The 19,423-nt window shown below is 61.8% G+C and carries 16 protein-coding genes; 4 read left to right on the forward strand and 12 right to left on the reverse strand.

Annotated features, from left to right (window positions below; all coding sequences use genetic code 11):
* Positions 1–265: 265 nt before the first annotated feature.
* Positions 266–1,012, reverse strand: a complete 747-nt coding sequence (locus VF672_RS21320) for an NRDE family protein (protein ID WP_331106587.1) — start codon at positions 1,010–1,012, stop codon at positions 266–268.
* A 267-nt stretch (positions 1,013–1,279) separates the two neighbouring features.
* On the opposite strand from VF672_RS21320, the gene lgt reads away from it, so the two are divergent.
* From lgt to VF672_RS21335, 3 genes are all read left to right on the forward strand, one after another.
* A complete protein-coding gene (gene lgt, locus VF672_RS21325) occupies positions 1,280–2,092 on the forward strand; it encodes a prolipoprotein diacylglyceryl transferase (protein WP_331106589.1) in 813 nt (270 codons plus the stop codon).
* 73 nt (positions 2,093–2,165) lie between these two features.
* The gene (locus tag VF672_RS21330) at positions 2,166–2,999 is read left to right on the forward strand and encodes a thymidylate synthase (protein WP_331106592.1); all 834 of its coding nucleotides are present in this window, start codon (positions 2,166–2,168) and stop codon (positions 2,997–2,999) included.
* Between the two features lie 184 nt (positions 3,000–3,183).
* Positions 3,184–4,632, forward strand: coding sequence for a catalase (locus tag VF672_RS21335; RefSeq protein WP_331106594.1), 1,449 nt, complete (start codon positions 3,184–3,186; stop codon positions 4,630–4,632).
* Between the two features lie 277 nt (positions 4,633–4,909).
* Here VF672_RS21335 and cadR read toward each other — a convergent pair whose 3' ends face one another.
* Entirely contained in the window at positions 4,910–5,368 is a 459-nt protein-coding gene (gene cadR / locus VF672_RS21340; protein WP_331106596.1) for a Cd(II)/Pb(II)-responsive transcriptional regulator, read from the reverse strand.
* Positions 5,369–5,436: 68 nt separating this feature from the next.
* Positions 5,437–5,652 (reverse strand): hypothetical protein, encoded by a 216-nt coding sequence (locus tag VF672_RS24710; protein ID WP_414705643.1) that lies wholly within the window; start codon positions 5,650–5,652, stop codon positions 5,437–5,439.
* On the opposite strand from VF672_RS24710, the gene VF672_RS21345 reads away from it, so the two are divergent.
* Positions 5,611–7,794 carry a heavy metal translocating P-type ATPase gene (locus VF672_RS21345; protein ID WP_414705642.1) on the forward strand — a complete coding sequence of 728 codons (2,184 nt, stop codon included), beginning with the start codon at positions 5,611–5,613 and terminating at the stop codon, positions 7,792–7,794. The genes VF672_RS24710 and VF672_RS21345 overlap by 42 nt on opposite strands.
* Before the next feature lie 336 nt (positions 7,795–8,130).
* Here VF672_RS21345 and hutG read toward each other — a convergent pair whose 3' ends face one another.
* The 9 genes from hutG to VF672_RS21390 all read right to left on the reverse strand — a co-directional run bounded on the left by hutG (position 8,131) and on the right by VF672_RS21390 (position 19,422).
* A complete protein-coding gene (hutG, locus tag VF672_RS21350) occupies positions 8,131–8,934 on the reverse strand; it encodes an N-formylglutamate deformylase (protein WP_331106600.1) in 804 nt (267 codons plus the stop codon).
* 14 nt (positions 8,935–8,948) lie between these two features.
* The gene (gene hutI / locus VF672_RS21355) at positions 8,949–10,154 is read right to left on the reverse strand and encodes an imidazolonepropionase (protein WP_331106602.1); all 1,206 of its coding nucleotides are present in this window, start codon (positions 10,152–10,154) and stop codon (positions 8,949–8,951) included.
* A 61-nt stretch (positions 10,155–10,215) separates the two neighbouring features.
* Positions 10,216–11,610, reverse strand: a complete 1,395-nt coding sequence (locus VF672_RS21360; RefSeq protein ID WP_331106604.1) for an amino acid permease — start codon at positions 11,608–11,610, stop codon at positions 10,216–10,218.
* A 102-nt stretch (positions 11,611–11,712) separates the two neighbouring features.
* On the reverse strand, positions 11,713–13,260 hold the full coding sequence (gene hutH, locus VF672_RS21365; RefSeq protein ID WP_331106606.1) for a histidine ammonia-lyase: 1,548 nt from the start codon (positions 13,258–13,260) through the stop codon (positions 11,713–11,715).
* Positions 13,257–14,906: a histidine ammonia-lyase gene (hutH, locus tag VF672_RS21370; protein WP_331106608.1), complete on the reverse strand. Its 1,650-nt coding sequence runs from the start codon at positions 14,904–14,906 to the stop codon at positions 13,257–13,259. Before hutH (VF672_RS21370) ends, hutH (VF672_RS21365) begins: the two co-directional genes overlap by 4 nt.
* Before the next feature lie 13 nt (positions 14,907–14,919).
* Positions 14,920–15,813, reverse strand: coding sequence for a glycine betaine/L-proline ABC transporter ATP-binding protein (locus tag VF672_RS21375; RefSeq protein ID WP_331106610.1), 894 nt, complete (start codon positions 15,811–15,813; stop codon positions 14,920–14,922).
* Positions 15,810–16,661: a proline/glycine betaine ABC transporter permease gene (locus tag VF672_RS21380; protein WP_331106611.1), complete on the reverse strand. Its 852-nt coding sequence runs from the start codon at positions 16,659–16,661 to the stop codon at positions 15,810–15,812. Before VF672_RS21380 ends, VF672_RS21375 begins: the two co-directional genes overlap by 4 nt.
* A 186-nt stretch (positions 16,662–16,847) precedes the next feature.
* Positions 16,848–17,813, reverse strand: a complete 966-nt coding sequence (locus VF672_RS21385) for an ABC transporter substrate-binding protein (RefSeq protein ID WP_331106612.1) — start codon at positions 17,811–17,813, stop codon at positions 16,848–16,850.
* 139 nt (positions 17,814–17,952) lie between these two features.
* A complete protein-coding gene (locus VF672_RS21390; RefSeq protein WP_331106613.1) occupies positions 17,953–19,422 on the reverse strand; it encodes a cytosine permease in 1,470 nt (489 codons plus the stop codon).
* Position 19,423 lies beyond the last annotated feature (1 nt).

Genomic DNA, 19,423 nt, shown 5'->3' on the forward strand with positions numbered 1-19,423 from the left:
AGCATGGCCAAGGAGCTGTTGGCGCAGCTGATGAAAAATGACAACCCGCAAGTCATCAGCAGCTCCTTGCAGCTGGCGCTGAGGAATCTCGGCCTGTCGCGGATGATCAATCCAGGGTCAGTGAAGGGGCATTGAGTTGCCAGTGCATTGCTTTTAGTGGGACCGGCTTCAGCCGGGAACAGGCCGGTTTGAACAACCCGGATGTTGGGTGTGACACAAGACGCCTTCCCGGCTAAAGCCGGTCCCACTAAAGTCGTGATGCAGGCTAGACCTGCAGGTCCACCTCGCCCAATCTACCGCCATACGGCCCAAAGCTCCGCTCGATCAGGTGTCGGCTGCCGTCAGCATTGACCAGCAGGACCGTGCTCGCCCGCGTGCCGTAATTGGGGCTGGCGATGAACACGCTGGACAGCAACTTTTCCGTCGCAAGCCCAACGCCAGTGCTCGGCAGTTCGGTGTCCTGCGCAGGCTCGTCATCGGCAAGAAAATCAAACAGCGCATCGGGTTCCGGGTTATACAGCTGGTCCGATAGCGCCCGTTTAGCCTTCATCAGTTTCGGCCACGGTGTGTCCAGTCCCGCATTGGAAACACCATACAGGCCAGCTTCAAGACGGCGAGGGGTCGGGTCGCCGCCGTGAAGGAAGTGCAGCGACTGGCGATCACCCACCAGAAGGTTGAATCCGCCGTACTCCGCCGATCGCGCCGCGGTCTCTCGCAAATACTCATCCATTGAAACAGCGCTGGTTAAGAAGCGAGCAACCAGCTCGCCCCGTGATCGTCGGCCAGGCGGTTTGCCCGGCTCACGGATATTGGTGAGCGCCGCGAATCGTCCGTCGGCAGTGACCCCCAGCCACGTCCCGCCCGCTTCCAGATCGCGCCCTGCATACACCTGCGGCGCGTCTTCCCACCGTGCCAGCGGCAAAGTAGGGCGCGCGTAGAACTCGTCGCGATTGGCCGCCATAACCAGCGGCTGAGCGTGCGACGGACGCCAGGCAAAGACAATAAGGCACATGGATGGCTCCTTTTTGCGCCACTTTACTCACCCCGGCCGCCGACATCCATCGCGCGCGGCTAGAGCGGATCGGCGCGGTCCGGTACCATACCGCACTGTTTTTGAGAGATGTCCGCGCAAGTCGTGGCCAACATCATCGGCGTCGGGGTTTCCCGTTGCGATCGCTCTTACACCAGGTTTCATCATTATTGGGTGGCACGATCTGCTGCCGCCGTCGCATAGTTCTGCTTCGTCGCTCAATGAGCGCTTCTATTTCAAGGAGTCGCAATGCTGCCTTACCCGCAGATTGACCCGGTAGCCGTGGCCATCGGTCCGCTGCAAATTCACTGGTACGGCCTGATGTACCTGGTCGGTATTGGCAGTGCCTGGTACCTGGCATCCCGTCGCTTGAATCGCTTTGACCCGACGTGGACCAAAGAAAAACTCTCGGACATGATTTTCTGGGTCGCCATGGGCGTCATTGTCGGTGGGCGGCTGGGCTATGTGCTGTTCTACGATCTGCCTAACTACATCGCCAACCCGCTGCTGATCTTCGAAGTGTGGAAGGGCGGCATGGCATTCCACGGCGGCTTCATCGGCGTGATGATCGCGACGTACTGGTTCGGCAAGCGCAACGGCAAGTCTTTCTTCCAGCTCATGGACTTCATCGCGCCCCTGGTGCCGATCGGTCTGGGCGCCGGGCGCATCGGCAATTTCATCAATGCCGAGCTGTGGGGCAAGGCGACTGACCTGCCTTGGGCAATGGTGTTCCCGCCTTACAGCGATCCTGCCCAATTGCCGCGCCACCCGTCACAGCTCTACCAGTTCGCCCTGGAAGGGGTGGCCTTGTTCGTCATTCTCTATTTCTACTCCCGCAAGCCGCGGCCAACCATGGCCGTTTCCGGCATGTTCGCCTTGTTCTACGGCATCTTCCGCTTTGTGGTCGAGTTCGTCCGCGTGCCGGATGCACAGCTGGGCTACCTGGCCTGGGGTTGGGTCACCATGGGGCAGATCCTCAGCCTGCCGATGATCATCGGCGGCCTGGTGCTGATCTGGCTTGCCTACCACCGCGCGCCGGCTGCCAACAACGCTGCGGCGTGACGCGCCGGGTACATATGCTGAACGCCGGACCTGAAAGGCTCGGCGGATTCACCGAAACAGAGGGCCTCTGGTCATGAAGCAATACCTCGAACTGCTGCAGGACGTCATCAACAACGGCACCCGCAAGGGCGACCGCACCGGGACCGGCACCACCGCTGTCTTCGGCCGTCAGATTCGCCACAATCTGGCCGATGGCTTCCCGCTGCTGACCACGAAAAAGCTGCACTTCAAGAGCATCGCCAATGAGCTGATCTGGATGCTCAGTGGTAACACCAACACCAAATGGCTTAACGAGAACGGCGTGACCATCTGGGACGAGTGGGCCACCGAAGACGGCGACCTGGGCCCGGTGTATGGCGCGCAGTGGACCGGCTGGCCCACGAAAGATGGCGGCAAGATCAACCAGATCGATTACATGGTCGACTGCCTGAAGAACAACCCGAACAGCCGACGCATCCTGTTCCATGGCTGGAACACTGAATACCTGCCGGACGAAAAGCTGTCGCCGCAGGAAAACGTCAAGGCCGGGCGTCAGGCCCTTGCGGTCTGCCATTTGCTGTATCAGGCATTCGTTGCGGACGGCAAGTTGTCGATGCAGTTGTACATTCGCAGCTCCGACGTCTTCCTCGGACTGCCGTACAACATCGCTGCGCTGGCGCTGCTGACCCACATGCTGGCGCAGCAATGCGACCTGATCCCCCACGAGATCATCGTCAGCCTGGGCGACACCCACGCCTACTCCAATCACGAGGAGCAGATTGCGACGCAGCTCACGCGTACCCCGCGACAGCTGCCGAAGCTGAACATCAAGCGCCGGCCTGAAAGCATCTACGACTATCGCTTCGAGGATTTCGAGATCGAGGGTTACAACGCCGATCCGAGCATCAAGGCACCGGTGGCGGTGTAACACCGAACGGGCTCATGAGCAGAGCCTATTAATCAATCGGCCGCCGATTGAAAGCCTCTATCTACCCAGTGCGCAGTGACAATGAGCTTAAACGCGCCAATTTCCCTATCGTTCTCCCCATCGGACAGACAAAGGGCAGCCTCAACGGAGGTTGCCCGCCAGTACCCTTTGTGGAGAAACACGCATGAACAACAAACTGACGACCGCTTTTGGCGCTCCTGTAGTCGACAACCAGAATATCCAGACGGCCGGCCCCCATGGCCCAGCGCTGCTGCAGGATGTCTGGTTCCTAGAGAAGCTCGCCCATTTCGATCGTGAAGTTATCCCGGAGCGTCGCATGCACGCCAAGGGTTCTGGCGCGTTTGGCACGTTCACCGTCACCCACGACATCACCCGCTTCACCCGCGCGAAGATCTTCTCTGAAATCGGCAAGACCACCGAAATGTTCGCCCGTTTCTCCACGGTGGCCGGTGAGCGCGGCGCCGCCGACGCCGAGCGCGACATTCGCGGCTTCTCGTTCAAGTTCTACACCGAGGAAGGCAACTGGGACATGGTCGGCAACAACACGCCGGTGTTCTTCCTGCGCGACCCGATGAAGTTTCCTGACCTGAACCACGCCGTCAAACGCGATCCCCGCACCGGCATGCGCAGTGCGGAAAACAACTGGGATTTCTGGACCCAACTGCCCGAAGCGCTGCACCAGGTGACCGTCGTGATGAGCGAGCGCGGTATTCCCCGCAGCTACCGCGAGATGCACGGTTTCGGTAGCCACACCTACAGCTTCCTTAACGCACAGCACGAGCGGTTCTGGGTCAAATTCCATTTCGTCTCGCAACAGGGCATCGCCAACCTGAGCGACGCCGAAGCGCAGGAACTGGTCGGCCGTGACCGTGAATCCCATCACCGCGACCTGTACGAAAACATTGAGCAGGGCAACTTCCCGCGCTGGAAGCTGTTCGTGCAGATCATGCCGGAGAAGGAGGCGGGCTCGTACCCCATCAACCCGTTCGACCTGACCAAGGTCTGGCCGAAGGGCGACTACCCGCTGATCGAGGTGGGCGTTGTCGAGCTGAACCGCAATCCTGAGAACAACTTCGCTGACGTCGAACAGGCGGCTTTTGCGCCTTCCAATGTGGTGCCCGGCATCAGCTTCTCGCCGGACAAGATGTTGCAGGGTCGTCTGTTCTCCTACGGTGATGCCCAGCGCTACCGCTTGAGCGTCAACCACCACCAGATCCCGGTGAACTCGCCGCGGGCTGCGCTGCACGTGAACAGCTACCACCGCGACGGCCTGATGCGCATTGACGGTAACCGTGGGGGCATGACCTCTTACGAGCCGAACACCAAGGGCGCGTTTCAGGAGCAGCCGGATTTCAGAGAGCCGCCACTGTCCATCGAAGGCGCGGCCGCTCACTGGAACCACCGCGTGGACGGCGACTACTACTCGCAGCCGGGCAAGCTGTTCCGCCTGATGAATGCTCGGGAGAAACAGTCACTGTTCGACAACACGGCCCGTTCGTTGCGCGGCGTGTCGGCACCGATCATCCAGCTGCACATCGAGCACTGCTCAATGGCCGATCCTGAGTACGGGATTGGCGTGGCGGCTGCGGTTGAGCGTATTCACAACGCCTGATCAACACTGAACGCAAAGCCCTCGGCTGATAAGGCCGGGGGCTTTTTTATGGGTGAGGTTTGATGCGGTTGTACGATGGGTTCTGGCCATTGCACGGATCTGTGTCGTATACAAATCCGTAGGAGCCGGCTTGCTGGCGAACGCAATTGGCCTGGAGCGGGGATGTCGACTGACACAATGGGTTCGCCAGCAAGCCGGCTCCTACAGATCCGCGTTAGCCGTAGCATCCCAAAGCGATAGGGATGGCTATAGGCATCTGGCCGTCCTTCGCTACTCATCAATGCCCGTGGCTGCGTCCTACGTGGGAATGCTCCACATCCGCTGCCACCACGCTGCCACTGATTTCCAGTCGATCAAGAATCCCGCAGTGATCCGGTGCACCTTCGCTGCAGCGCTGGCGCAGGTCCACGAGTTGTTCCTGGAGCGCCTGAAGGCTCGCGACGCGGGCATTGACGTGCTGGATGTGTTCGTCGATCAGTGCGTTGACGTTGTCGCACTGGTCCTGCGGGCTGTCGCGCAATGCCAGCAGGCTGCGAATCTCGTCCAGCGTCATGTCCAGGCTGCGGCAGTTGCGTATGAACGTCAGGCGTTCTACATGCTCCTGCGTGTAAAGCCGGTAGTTGCCGTCGCTGCGTGCGGGTTCGCTGAGCAGGCCTTCGCGCTCGTAGTAGCGGATGGTTTCCACCGGGCAATCCGTGAGTTTCGCCAGTTCGCCGATTTTAAAGGAGGGGTTCATGTGCACGATCTCAACAGGAGGCTTGACCCTATAGTGGCTACAGGGTGTTCACTTGGCAACACGCACCTTTAGAGACTCAATCGATGAGTGACTCTGTACACAGACCTTCCCCGCATGACGCTGTTCACGACGCGCATGACCACGCCGAACAAGCGCACGCCGAGCACGACCATTCCGCTCACAATCACGATCACGATCACGATCACGCTGCGCAGGCATCCGGTCAATCCACGGTCACGCCCGTGCACAAACATGACCACGCTGCCCACGCCTGCTGCTCCCATGAAAGCGCACCCGCCGTCGTGACCATTGACGGCGCCTCAGACGCTCACGGACAACTCAGCAGCTTCCGCATCGAGGCCATGGACTGTCCCACCGAGCAGACACTGATCCAGAACAAGCTCGGCAAGATGAAGGGCATTCAAAAGCTCGAATTCAACCTGATCAATCGCGTGTTGGGCGTGTGGCATGAGCTGCCTTCGACCGACCCTATCCGCGAAGCCATCGCCACGCTGGGCATGCAGGCGGACCTGATCGAAGGGGGCCCCGACAAGGAAACCGCGTCGCTGCCGCCCGCCAACAAGCCGTGGTGGCCGCTTGCGCTGTCGGGTATCGCCGCGCTGTCTGCGGAGGTGATTCACTTCACCAACGCCGCGCCCACCTGGGTGGTTGCCATCATCGCGTTGGTCGCCATTTTCAGCGGCGGCCTGACCACTTACAAAAAGGGCTGGATCGCCCTGAAAAATTTCAATCTCAACATCAATGCGCTGATGAGCATCGCTGTGACCGGTGCGATCTTGATCGGGCAGTGGCCAGAAGCGGCGATGGTGATGTTTCTGTTCACCGTCGCGGAACTGATCGAAGCCAAATCCCTGGACCGTGCCCGCAACGCCATCGGTGGCTTGATGCAGCTCACGCCGGAAACGGCGACGGTCAAGCAGAACGGCGAGTGGCTAGAGCTTGAGGTCAAGGAGGTCTCGCCAGGCAGCGTCGTTCGGGTCAAGCCGGGCGAGCGCATCGGGCTGGACGGGGAAGTGGTCGCCGGCCAGTCCACCATCGATCAGGCGCCGATCACCGGCGAAAGCCTGCCGGTCGAGAAAACCGTGGGCGACAAAGTGTTCGCCGGCACGATCAACCAGGCGGGTTCGCTGGAGTACAAAGTCACTGCAGCGGCCAGCCATTCGACGCTGGCGCGGATCATCCATGCCGTCGAGGCGGCCCAGGGTGCGCGCGCGCCGACGCAGCGTTTTGTTGACCGCTTTTCAGCGATCTACACGCCGGCGGTGTTCGCGCTGGCGCTGGCGATTGCCATCATCCCGCCGCTGTTTATGGGCGCGCAGTGGTTCGACTGGATCTACCGCGCGCTGGTGCTGCTGGTGGTCGCGTGCCCGTGTGCGCTGGTGATTTCCACCCCAGTGACGATTGTCAGCGGCCTTGCCGCGGCGGCGCGCAAAGGCATTCTGGTCAAGGGTGGCGTGTACTTGGAGATGGGGCACAAGCTCGATTACCTGGCACTGGACAAGACCGGCACCCTCACCCACGGCAAGCCGGTGCAGACCGATTACGTGTTGCTCGATGCGTCACTGGGTGAGCAAGCGCTGGCGATTTCCGCGAGTCTGGCCGGTCGCTCGGACCATCCGGTGTCACAGGCCATTGCCAAGGCAGCTCAGGAGGGCGCCCGCTTGCCGGTTGAGGGGTTCGAAGCCCTTGCAGGGCTTGGCGTGAAAGGCGAAGTAGACGGGCGCGTGTACCACTTGGGTAATCATCGTCTGGTGCATGACGCCGGGTATTGCTCGACGGAGCTGGAAGCGCAGCTCGAAGCGCTGGAAAGCCAGGGCAAAACCGTGGTGCTGTTGTTCGACGAGTCGGGTCCGCTGGCATTGTTTGCGGTCGCCGACACGGTCAAGGACAGCAGCCGCGAGGCCATTGCGCAACTGCACGCCCTGGGCGTGAAAACGGTGATGCTCACGGGCGACAACCCCCACACGGCCAAGGCCATTGCCGCTCAGGTGGGCATCGATCAGGCCCAAGGCAATCTCATGCCGACCGACAAGCTGCAAGCCATCGAAGGCCTGTATGCGCAAAACCATCGGGTAGGCATGGTTGGCGACGGCATCAACGACGCGCCTGCCCTTGCCCGCGCGGAGATCGGTTTCGCCATGGCAGCAGCCGGCACCGACACAGCCATCGAAACTGCCGACGTGGCGCTGATGGATGATGACCTGCGCAAGATCCCCATGTTTATTCGCCTTTCGCGGGACACGGCAGCGGTGCTCAAGCAAAACATCGCGCTGGCGTTGGTGATCAAACTGATCTTCCTGGCGGTGACTTTTGCTGGCATGGCGACCATGTGGATGGCGGTGTTTGCCGACATGGGCGTGAGTCTGCTGGTGGTGTTCAACGGATTGCGGTTGTTGAAGAAGTAATCCGAATGGTCGCTGGGGTTGTGCGCGGCGATCAGCAAACTGATGGTGCTCAAACTGGCCTGTTCCCGGCTGAAGCCGGTCCCACTGACACAACGCGCGCATCCAGTGGGACCGGCTTTAGCCGGGAAGGCGTCAGGTGCCGCACTGCAAAAAAGTGATGGCGTTCAAACGGGACTCTTCCCGGCTGAGGCCGGTCCCACCAACACAACGCGTGCATCCAGTGGGACTGGCTTTAGCCGGGAAGGCGTCAGGTGCCGCGCTGCAAAAGTGATGGCGTTCAAACTGGCATCTTCCCGGCTGAAGCCGGTCTCAACTAAGGGAGTCATCAATCCGGGGCTACTTTCCGTACTTCTCCCGCCCCCAGGCGATCATCTCTTCAAGCAGGCCTTTCAACACGACCTGCGTCGGCTCAGCGAGATCCGGGCGGTAATGGAAGGGCACGAACTCGTCCATGTACGTGCTTTGCGTCAGTTCCAGCTGCACCGCGTGGATATGGTTGGAAGGGTCGCCGTAGTGGCGGGTGATGTGGCCGCCCTTGAAACGGCCATTGAGCACATGGCTGTATTGCTTCGCGGCAGCACAGGCGGTGTCCAGACGCTGGGCCAGCGTCTCATCACAGCTCGCGCCGTTGAACGTGCCGAGGTTGAAGTCCGGCAGCCGACCGTCGAACAGGTGCGGAATGTGCCCGCGAATGGAATGCGCATCGAACAGCAGCGCATAACCGAACTCGACGCGCAGGCGCTCGAGCTCGCTGCGCAGGGTGTCGTGGTAGGGCGTCCAGATCTTCTCCAGATAGGTCGCGCGTTCTTGCTCGCTCGGCGCCTGGCCTTGCTTGAACAACGGATCGCCTTCGAACAGCGTCGACGGGAACAATCCGGTGGTCGCGCCGGCGTAGAGCGGCGTGTCATCGGACGGACGATTGAGGTCGATGACGAAGCGCGAGTATTCAGCCGACAGCACGCTGGCGCCCAGGTCCGAAGCGAAGTGGTACAGACGTGGAATGTGCCAGTCGGTGTCCGGCAGGCTGACGGCCTCATCCACCAGGCCGTCACGCACCGCGGGCGTCAGGTGCAGTCCCGGGTGCGGCATGCTGATCAACAGCGGTACGCGACCGCGAGTGAAACTCAGAACCTTGTCCACAGTATTCCCCTGATTTAGAGAGTGCGTTCCACGCCATGACGCACGACGCGTTTATCCAGATCGCCGCCCAGCCAGTAGGCCAGGTCGGCGGGCCGTTCGATGTGCCAGGCGACGAAATCCGCCGTTTTGCCGACTTCCAGCGAGCCATGGGTGTCCGCCATGCCCAGTGCTTGAGCCGCATGAAGGGTGGCGCCGGCGAGGGCTTCTTCCGGGGTCATGCGAAACAGCGTGCAGGCCATATTCAGCATCAGCCGCAGCGACAGGCCCGGCGATGTGCCCGGGTTGAGGTCGGTGGAGATGGCGATCTTCACCCCGTGCCTGCGCAGGGCTTCCATGGGTGGCAACTGAGTCTCGCGCAGGAAGTAGAACGCCCCCGGCAGCAATACCGCGACCGTGCCTGAGGCCGCCATCGCGATGGCGTCTTCTTCGGTCATGAATTCCAGGTGGTCAGCCGACAGTGCCTGATAACGCGCCGCGAGACTCGAGCCGTGCAGCGAAGACAATTGCTCAGCATGCAGCTTGACCGGCAGGCCCAACTGGCCGGCGGTGATGAACACCTGCTCCACCTGAGCCGGCGAGAACGCCAGGTATTCGCAGAACGCATCGACCGCATCCACCAGATTTTCAGCCGCCAGCGTGGGCAGCATTTCGCTGCAGATATGAGCGATGTAGTCGTCGGCGCGGTCTTTGTATTCCGGTGGCAGGGCATGGGCGGCAAGGCAGGTACTGCGCACGGTGACCGGCAGGTTGTCACCCAGTTGGCGAATCACTCGCAAAATCTTGCGTTCGCTGGCGAGGTCCAGGCCGTAGCCGGATTTCATCTCGATGGTCGTGACGCCGTCCTTGAGCAGGTGCAGCAGGCGACGCTCTGCGCTGGCGTAGAGCTCTTCTTCACTGGCGGCCCGGGTGGCGCGCACGGTGCTGGCGATGCCGCCGCCTGCCGCAGCGATCTCCGCGTAGCTGACGCCCTGCAGCCGTTGCTCGAACTCACCGCTGCGGTTCCCGCCGAATACCGTGTGCGTGTGGCAATCGATCAAGCCGGGCGTGACCCAGGCGCCGTTCAGGTCGACGCGCTTGATGTCGCCATGATCCGGCAGCTCGTGGAGAGGACCGATCCAGGCAATAAGCGCTCCGTCGGTCACGATGGCGGCATCCTCGATGATCGAGTACGTGCCGTTCGCCATGGTTGCTGCGTGACAGTGGTGCCAGAGCGTTTTCATCAGTACCTCCAGAGAACAAATAAATCCTGCCTCACACACCGACCGCAGGAGCCGGCTTGCGTCAGCTATTGGACATAGCCTTTATCGAGTGCTTCTTGGGCTTGACCCAGATCCAGTACGCGATCACCAGCAACCCGATCCACACCGCCCCCACCACCAGCGCGGCCTGACTGTCCGGGAAGTAACCCAGCACGCCGAACACGAACACCATGAACAGGGTGGCAACAATCGGCGCAACGGGCCAGAACGGCACCGGGAATTTCAGTTGGGCGACTTCGTCTGCGCTCATCGACCGGCGCATCGCGATCTGCGTGACCAGAATCATCAGCCACACCCACACCGTTGCAAAGGTCGCGATGGAAGCGATCAGCAGGAATACGTTTTCAGGAATCAGGTAATTCAGCACGACGCCGCAGAGCAGCGCGACGCCCATGACCAGCACCGTCATCCACGGTACGCCCTGGGCCGATAGCTGAGCGAACCCTTTGGGCGCCTGACCCTGCTTCGCCAGGCCGTACATCATGCGCCCGGCGCCGAAGATGTCGCTGTTGATCGCCGACACCGCTGCGGTGATCACCACGATGTTGAGGACGGTCGCCGCGGAGGAAATCCCCAAGTGGTCGAAGATCTGGACAAACGGGCTGCCCTGGCTGCCGATCTGCTGCCATGGGTACAACGACATCAGGACGAACAGGGTGAGCACGTAAAACAGCAGAATCCGCAGCGGCACTGCGTTGATCGCGCGGGGAATCACGCGCTCAGGGTTGCGCGCCTCACCGGCGGTGATGCCGATGATTTCGATGCCGCCGAAGGCGAACATGACCACCGCCAGCGACGCCACGAGCCCGCCGATGCCATTGGGCATGAAGCCACCGTAGGCCCATAGATTGCTCACGCTGCTGACACCGCCGGCCGAGTCCGACCCGATGCCGAACAGCATGATGCCGAAGCCTGCGAGGATCATTGCGATAATCGCGCCGACCTTGAGCAGCGACAGCCAGAACTCCGTTTCACCGAACACTTTGACGCTGCACAGGTTGAGCGCGCCGATCAGAAAGACAATTCCGAGCACCCAGATCCAGCGCGGCACGTCCGGGAACCAGAAGCCCATGTAGATACCGAACGCGGTGACATCGGCCAGGCAGACGATGACCATCTCGAACGCATAGGTCCAGCCGAGCACGAAACCTGCCAACGGGCCGAGGTAGGTGGTGGCGTACTCGCCGAACGAGCCGGACACCGGATTGCGCACGGCCATTTCGCCAAGGGCGCGCATGACCATGTAAACCGCAGCGCCGGCGATGAGGTACACCAGCAGAACGGCGGGCCCGGCCAGCTTGATGGCCGACGCGGAACCGTAGAACAGCCCGGTGCCAATGGCCGATCCCAGCGCCATGAAGCGAATGTGGCGAGCGCTGAGCCCGCGTTTCAGATCTGTAGCGTTTTGCGATGTCATTTCACACGTTCCTAGTCTTACTTTTTGCTGCGAAATGAGCGGTTGCACGGGGCGATCCCCCCACGCTCATTTCAACGACAGGCCATCCCTGGCCTGTCCCGATCAGAAGCTCGGCAGCAGGTCAGCAGAAACCAGTTCGCTCAGGCAGTTGGAAGCCAGCAGCTCGGTGGCGGCTTCGATATCAGGGGCGAAGAAGCGGTCCTTCTCATAGAACGGGACATTGGCGCGCAGCGTGGTGCGGGCGATTTCCAGTTTTTCGGAGGTCTTCAGACCGTTGCGCAAGTCCAGACCCTGACACGCAGCCAGCCATTCTACAGCCAGCACGCCACGAGTGTTCTCCGCCATTTCCCACAAGCGCTTGCCGGCGGCAGGCGCCATCGACACGTGGTCTTCCTGGTTGGCGGACGTCGGCAGGCTGTCGACGCTGTGCGGGTGGGACAGTGCCTTGTTCTCACTCGCCAGCGCGGCCGCGGTGACCTGGGCAATCATGAAACCGGAGTTCACGCCGCCGTTGGCCACCAGGAACGGCGGCAGCTGCGACATGTGCTTGTCCATCATCAGCGAGATGCGGCGTTCGCTCAGCGAGCCGATTTCAGCGATGGCCAGCGCGATGTTGTCGGCCGCCATGGCGACAGGTTCGGCATGAAAGTTACCGCCGGAAATCACTTCGCCTTCCGCGGCGAACACCAGCGGGTTGTCCGACACCGCGTTGGACTCGATCGCCAGCACTTCGGCCGCCTGACGCAGTTGGGTCAGGCAAGCGCCCATGACTTGTGGCTGGCAGCGCAGGGAGTAGGGGTCCTGTACCTTATCGCAGTCGCGGTGAGAGTCAGAAACCTGACTGCCTTCGCCCAGCAGGTCGCGATAGGCGGCCGCCGAATCGATCTGGCCGCGTTGACCCCGAGCCGCATGAATGCGCGCGTCGAACGGCGCGCGTGAGCCGAGCACCGCCTCGACGGTCAGCGCGCCGCAGCTCAGAGCGCCGGCGAACAGGTCTTCGGCTTCGAACAGGCCGCGCAATGCATACGCTGTCGACACTTGCGTACCGTTGAGCAGCGCCAGGCCTTCTTTGGCCGCGAGGGTCAGGGGCGTGAGCCCGGCAACCGCCAACGCTTCGACGGCATTCAGCCATTGGCCCTTGTAGCGTGCCTTGCCTTCGCCCAGCAGCACCAACGACATATGCGCCAGTGGCGCGAGGTCGCCGGACGCGCCGACCGACCCCTTGAGCGGGATGTGCGGATAGACTTCGGCGTTGATCAGGGCAATCAGCGCATCGATGACCTGGCGACGAATCCCGGAAAAGCCGCGGCTCAGGCTGTTGACCTTGAGCACCATGATCAGGCGCACCAGCTCGTCGCTGATTGGCCGGCCAACGCCGGCGGCGTGAGACAGCACCAGCGAACGTTGCAGGTTCTCCAGATCGGCACTGGCGATGCGCGTTGATGCCAAGAGACCAAAGCCGGTATTGATGCCGTACGCGGTGCGGTTTTCGGCGAGGATCTGCTCGACGCAGGCTACGCTGTCTTCGATCTGCCGATTGGCGCTGGCGTCGAGGGTCAGTGTCACCGGCCGCTGATAAATCGCGCGCAGCTGGGCTAGGCTCAACTGGCCGGGGATGAGGTTCAGCGGGGTCGCCTGTTGGGTGGTCACGATGCTACTACTCCTGAATGGGTATCGGTCGTCTGCGCTGAACCGGCTCCTGCCTGTCCTGCGCTCGGGGCGCTTGCGCGGCGACCGTTGGTGTCGGTGTCGGGTTGTGCGTCCGCCGCGTAATCGCGGCAGCGCTGAAATACGGTTTCCAGTGACTCTTCGTTCTTGAGCAAGGTCACGCTGCTGGCGATGTCCGGCGCCAGCCAGCGGTCCTCGTCGTAGGCCGGCACGCGCTCACGCAGCAGACGCCACGCGGCTTCCGTGCCGACGCCAAAACGCGGGCCTTTGAAAAACTCGAACGCCTGAGCGGCCAGCAGATACTCGATGGCGAGGATTTGCGTCACATTTTCCAGCACCTTGTGCAGCTTCAAGGCGGCGCTGGTGCCCATGCTCAGATGATCCTCCTGCAGGCCGGAGGTCACGTAGTTATCGATGACCGCCGGTTGTGCCAGCTGGCGGTTTTCGGCGCACAGGGACGCGGCGACGTATTGGGTGATCATCATCCCGGAATTCACCCCGGGCTGGCTGACCAGAAATGCCGGCAGCCCGCTGACCGTCGGGTTTATCAGTCGGTCCAGGCGGCGCTCGGCAATCGAGCCCAGCTCGGCCATGGCAATCGCCAGCAGATCAGCCGCCATCGCCACGGACTGACCGTGGGGATTGGCCTGGGAGACCACCCGATACGCGTCGGGCGTGCCGAGCAGCAGCGGGTTGTCAGTGGCGGAATTGAGCTCGATCTCGATCTGCCGTGTGGCGTGGGCCAACTGGTCGCGCGTCGCGCCGTGAACCTGGGGGATCGAGCGGATGCTCAAGGCGTCCTGGGTGCGGATGCCCTGACTGTTGGCGAGCACTTCGCTGCCCGCGAGCAGGCCACGCAGGTTTCTGCCCACCTGCTGCATGCCGGGGTGCGGCTTGAGCGCGATGATGGTTTCATCGAAAGCGTCGAGTTGGCCCCGCAGACCTTCGAAGGTCATGGCGGCGATCACGTCAGCCCACTGCATCAGGCGATTCACGTCGGCGACGGCCAGGCAACTGAGCCCGGTCATGCACGGCGTGCCGTTGACCAGACACAACCCGTCCTTGGCCCCCAGTTCCACGGGCGAGAGGCCTTCTTCGCTGAGCGCCTGCAACGCCGACATCATTTGGCCGCGATAGCTGACCTGACCCACGCCGAGCAACGCAACGCCGATGTGCGCCATGTGCGTGAGATAGCCCACCGAACCCTGGGACGGCACTTGCGGCGTGATGCGGCGATTGAGCAGGTCGAGCAAGGCCTGGACCACTTGACGATGAATCCCGGACTTGCCCTGTGTGTAGTTGATGATTGCGGCGCAGGTGATGGCGCGAGTCTGCTCGTCGGGCAGCGCCGGGCCGACGCCGCACGCATGGCTGAGCAGGGTGTTGCGCGACAGTCGGCCCAGTTGCTCGTCCGCCAGCGACACGTTGCACAGCGCGCCGAGGCCGGTGTTCACGCCATAGGCGCGCTCACCGTTGGCGACGATGCGCTGCACGATCGTCTGGGCATTGTCGATGCGCGCCCAGGCGCCTGCCGACAACGACAGCGTTGCGCCATGGCGGGCGACGGCGACCACGTCCTGCCAACTGACCGGGCCTTCACCGATGATGATCTGTTCTGCTCGCGACATGCCCATGGCGTCCTTAAAGCGTCGCCACGCGCCGCTGCACGAAACGATCAACGTAATCGTCGGCGGGCGAGTAGAGGATTTCTTTCGGGGTACCGACCTGAATCAGCCGACCGTCTTTGAGAATGGCAATGCGGTTGCCGATTCGCACGGCTTCGTCGAGGTCGTGGGTAATGAAAACGATGGTTTTCTTCAAGCTCGATTGCAGCTCCAGCAACTGGTCCTGCATCTCGGCGCGGATCAACGGGTCGAGGGCGCTGAACGCTTCGTCCATCAGTATGATGTCAGTGTCGGCGGCCAGCGCACGCGCCAGGCCGACGCGCTGACGCATGCCGCCGGAGAGCTGATGCGGGTACTTTTTCTCGTAGCCCTGCAGGCCCACCGTGGTGATCCAGTGCTGCGCGCGCTCGGCGCATTGCGTCTTGCTCTCGCCGCGAATGGTCAGGCCGTAGGCGACGTTGTCCATGACGGTTTTATGCGGCAGCAGGCCGAAACTCTGGAATACCATGCTGATCTTGTGCCGGCGGAAGTTGCGCAGCGCTTCCATGTCGTAGGTCAGGATGTTCTCGCCGTCGACCAGAATCTCGCCGCTGGTGGGGTCGATCAGGCGATTGAAATGGCGCACCAGAGTGGATTTGCCGGAACCCGACAGGCCCATGATCACGAAGATCTCGCCGCTGGAGATAGACAGAGACAGGTCGTTGACGCCGACCACACAGCCGGTCTGCGCCAGCACTTGGTCCTTTGTCTGGTTGTTCTGGACCATGTCCAGCGCGTCTTTTGCGCGGTTGCCAAAAATCTTGTACACGTTCTTGACGACGATTTTGCCGCCCAGGCTGCCCGTGCTCTGCGGATTGCCTGCGCTCAATGGATCGCCCGAGCTCAATGGATTGATAGTCTCGACGCTCATTTGTTCGCCTCATGCCGTGGACGGCCGTAGGCCTGCGTGATGCGGTCGATCACGACCGCCAGAATGACGATAGCCAGGCCCGCTTCCAGGCCACGCCCGACGTTGAGGGTCTGAATGCCGACCAGCACGTCCTCGCCCAGACCGCGCGCACCGATCATCGAGGCGATAACGACCATCGACAGCGCCATCATCGTGGTCTGGTTGATCCCGGCCATGATGCTCGGCAGGGCCAGCGGCAATTGCACGCCGAACAGTTGCTGCCAGCGGTTGGCGCCGAACGCGTTGATCGCCTCCATGACCTCGCCATCGACCTGGCGAATGCCCAGATCGGTCAGGCGAATCAGCGGCGGCGCGGCGTAGATAACGGTGGCGAAGATTGCCGGGACCTTGCCCAGACCGAACAACATCAGCACCGGAATCAGGTACACGAAGCTGGGCATGGTCTGCATGATGTCGAGCAGCGGCATCAGCACCGAACGCAGCCGGTTGCTACGCGCGGACAAAATCCCCAGCGGTATGCCGATGACCACCGAGATGAGCGTCGCGACCAGCATCAACGCCAGCGTCTGCATCAGCTTGTCCCACAGCCCTACGGCACCCACCAGAAACAGCAGGCCGACGATAACAGCCGTGGTAGTGATCTTGCGTGTCGCGTGCCAGGCGATCAGGCCGACGATGGCCAGTAACAGCCACCACGGCGCGACGCGCAGCAGGCCTTCGAGCTTGACGATGGCCCATAACAGCGTGTCGGAGATGTGCCGGAACACGTCGCCGTAGTTGGTGACCAGCTTGTCGACCCAGTCATTGACCCAGTCGGCGATGGAGAACGTGAAGCTTTCGGGGAACATATCGTTATCTCGATGTTTGGAGTGGCGGCCTGTGTGCTGTAGGAGCGTGGCTTGTCCCGCGATCTGCCGCGAAGCGGCAGTAAAATCAAACGTCGCGGTGTGTCTGACATACCGCGTTCGGCTTGACCACGACCGGTTCCCGGCCGATCGCGGGACAAGCCACGCTCTTGCCGACAGCGGTGCCTGTCAGAGAGAGGCATCCACCTTCTTCGCCGCATCCTCGCTTACCCACTGGTGCCACACTTCCGGGTGTTCCTTGAGGAAGATCTTCGCCAGCTTCGGCGATTCAATGCGTTCTTTTGTCATGCGCGCCAGATTCTGGTTGAGCAGGTCGATCGGGATGTTGACCTTCTCCATCACCGCCACCAGTTCAGGCGCCTGCTCGTGGAACGCCTTGGACAGGCCGACCTTGATCTCGATGGTCTTGTTCACGCCGGCTTTCTCTTCCAGACGCACCATGTCCACCTGCCCCATCAGCGGGGTGGGCGACCAGTAGTAGGCCAGGATCGGCTCGCCACGCTTGTAGCTGGAAAGGATTGCCGCATCCAGCGCCGGGCCGGTGCCAGGACGGAAGTTGGTGTACTTGCTTTCCAGGCCGTAGCTTTTCAACATTTCGCTGTTTTCAAGCTCACAGGTCCAGCCGGCCGGGCAGTTATAGAAACGGCCTTTTTCCGGCTCTTCGGCGTCCTTGAACAGCGCTGCATATTTACCCAGATCGGCGATGGATTTCAGGTCCGGAGCCTTGGCCTCCAGCTTGCGCTTGGCGTCGCCCTCGATCACGTAACGAGGCACGTACCAGCCTTCAACGGCACCCTTCACCGGCGAACCCACGCCGACCACTTTGCCGGCGGCTTCAGCCTTGTTCCAGACTTCGCTGCGGCCTACCCACTCTTCGGCGAACACTTGGATGTCATTGGTGCTCAGGGCGTTTTCCATGGTGATGGAGTTGCCCGGAAGGCTGTCCACTTCGCAGCCATAGCCCTTGTTCAGCACTACTTGCAGCACGTCGGTCAGCAGCATTGCGCTTTCCCAGTTCAAGCCGGCGAATTTCACCGGTTTGCCGGACTCGCACCATCCCGCCGCCTGGCTGGCGCCGCTGGCGAGCACGCCGGCGGTGAGCAACGTGGATAGCAGGGCCTTTTTCGTGTTCATTGAGTGACGCTCCGGTCTTTTAGTGGATGACGGCAGTAACGAAAACAGACGGCTTCCAGCCAAGGGGAGAGGCGCTTGTCGGCCTCGTCCCGCTTCTCTCTCCAGCATGCCCCCTTAAACAGACGTGCATGACGAACGGTCAGTTCACCGCTGCGCTTAAAGGGTCAACGGCGCGACCTGCGTGGGGTGCTGCCGATGCCGTCGGCAGGATCAGGCGATCCGCCACGTTGCCCGGCCATCTCTTCGCCGCCACGTAGTACAGCACAGCCGGCACGATGAGGCCGATGATCCACGAGATGTCGGTGTCATCAAGGCTCGCCACCAGCGGACCTGTGTAGAAGTGCGTGGAAATGAACGGCATCTGAATCAGCACGCCCAGCACGTAGATCCCGATGCCCATCCAGTTCCAACGGCCGTAGCGACCGTTCGGGTCCGACAGCGCGGGGATGTCATAACGCTCTTTGGTAATGCAGTAGAAATCCACCAGGTTGATCGCGCTCCACGGCGTGAAAAACGCCAGCAGAAACAGGATGAAGGCCGAGAAGTCCTTGAGGAACGAATCCTTGCCCAGCAGCGCCAGGGCGGTCGCGATGCCGACCATGGCGAAGATATAAGTCAGCCGCAGCGCGCTGGAGATGTGGCGGTTGCCCCGGAAGCCGCTGACGATGGTGGCAATGGACATGAAACTGCCGTAGGCGTTAAGCGTCGTGATGGTCACCTTGCCGAATGCGATGCTGAAATACAGCGCCGCCGCCACGGCGCCTGTCCCGCCCAGGCCGACGATGAACGAAACCTCATGGTGAGCGAAATCCTTGCCGGCCAGCGCCGCCGCGAATACGCCGAAAACCATGGACGCCTGCGCGCCGATCACTGAGCCCAGGCCTACCGCCCAGAAGGTTTTGGCCGCTGACGTACTGCGCGGCAGGTAGCGCGAGTAATCTGCGACGTAAGGGCCGAACGCGATCTGCCAGGAGGCCGACAGCGAGATCGCCAGCAGGAAGCTGCTCAGGGAGAAGTGCTTGTTGCCCAGCAGCGCGGCGACGTCATTGCCGGCCAGCAGTGCGGCGAACAGGTAAACGAACGCGATCACGCCGACGAGGCTGGCGAGCCGGCCGATCATGTGGATGACTCGGTAGCCAAAGATGGTCAGCACGACGATGGCCGCCGCGAAAATCACCACGCCTTGCCAGTCCGGTACGTGGATCAGTTGCGCCACGGCCTGGCCGGCGAGCAACGAGCCGCTGGCGGAAAAACCGATGTACATCAGGCACACCAGCACCAGCGGAATCACCGCGCCGTACACGCCGAACTGCACCCGGCTGGAAATCATCTGCGGCAGCCCGAGCTTGGGCCCTTGCGCCGCGTGCAGCGCCATCACGCCGCCGCCGATGAGCTGACCGATGAACAACCCGATCAGTGACCAGAACACATCACCGCCCAGCACCACGGCGAGTGCCCCGGTGACAATCGCGGTGATTTGCAGGTTGGCGCCCAGCCAGAGGGTGAACTGACTGAACAGACGGCCGTGCCGCTCGGCATCGGGAATGTAATCGATCGAACGCCGCTCGATCACGGAAGCAGGTGCAGCACGATCATCTGGAACAGACATT

The organism is Pseudomonas sp. (assembly GCF_036387035.1).
Lineage (GTDB): Bacteria > Pseudomonadota > Gammaproteobacteria > Pseudomonadales > Pseudomonadaceae > Aquipseudomonas.

Bases quoted from the DNA above. Each gene is read 5' to 3' on its own strand.
- VF672_RS21320 (WP_331106587.1), bottom strand. From the start codon at position 1,012: ATGTGCCTTATTGTCTTTGCCTGGCGTCCGTCGCACGCTCAGCCGCTG.
- lgt (WP_331106589.1), top strand. From the start codon at position 1,280: ATGCTGCCTTACCCGCAGATTGACCCGGTAGCCGTGGCCATCGGTCCG.
- VF672_RS21330 (WP_331106592.1), top strand. From the start codon at position 2,166: ATGAAGCAATACCTCGAACTGCTGCAGGACGTCATCAACAACGGCACC.
- VF672_RS21335 (WP_331106594.1), top strand. From the start codon at position 3,184: ATGAACAACAAACTGACGACCGCTTTTGGCGCTCCTGTAGTCGACAAC.
- cadR (WP_331106596.1), bottom strand. From the start codon at position 5,368: ATGAACCCCTCCTTTAAAATCGGCGAACTGGCGAAACTCACGGATTGC.
- VF672_RS24710 (WP_414705643.1), bottom strand. From the start codon at position 5,652: ATGGGAGCAGCAGGCGTGGGCAGCGTGGTCATGTTTGTGCACGGGCGT.
- hutI (WP_331106602.1), bottom strand. From the start codon at position 10,154: ATGAAAACGCTCTGGCACCACTGTCACGCAGCAACCATGGCGAACGGC.
- VF672_RS21360 (WP_331106604.1), bottom strand. From the start codon at position 11,610: ATGACATCGCAAAACGCTACAGATCTGAAACGCGGGCTCAGCGCTCGC.
- hutH (WP_331106608.1), bottom strand. From the start codon at position 14,906: ATGTCGCGAGCAGAACAGATCATCATCGGTGAAGGCCCGGTCAGTTGG.
- VF672_RS21375 (WP_331106610.1), bottom strand. From the start codon at position 15,813: ATGAGCGTCGAGACTATCAATCCATTGAGCTCGGGCGATCCATTGAGC.
- VF672_RS21380 (WP_331106611.1), bottom strand. From the start codon at position 16,661: ATGTTCCCCGAAAGCTTCACGTTCTCCATCGCCGACTGGGTCAATGAC.
- VF672_RS21385 (WP_331106612.1), bottom strand. From the start codon at position 17,813: ATGAACACGAAAAAGGCCCTGCTATCCACGTTGCTCACCGCCGGCGTG.
- VF672_RS21390 (WP_331106613.1), bottom strand. From the start codon at position 19,422: ATGTCTGTTCCAGATGATCGTGCTGCACCTGCTTCCGTGATCGAGCGG.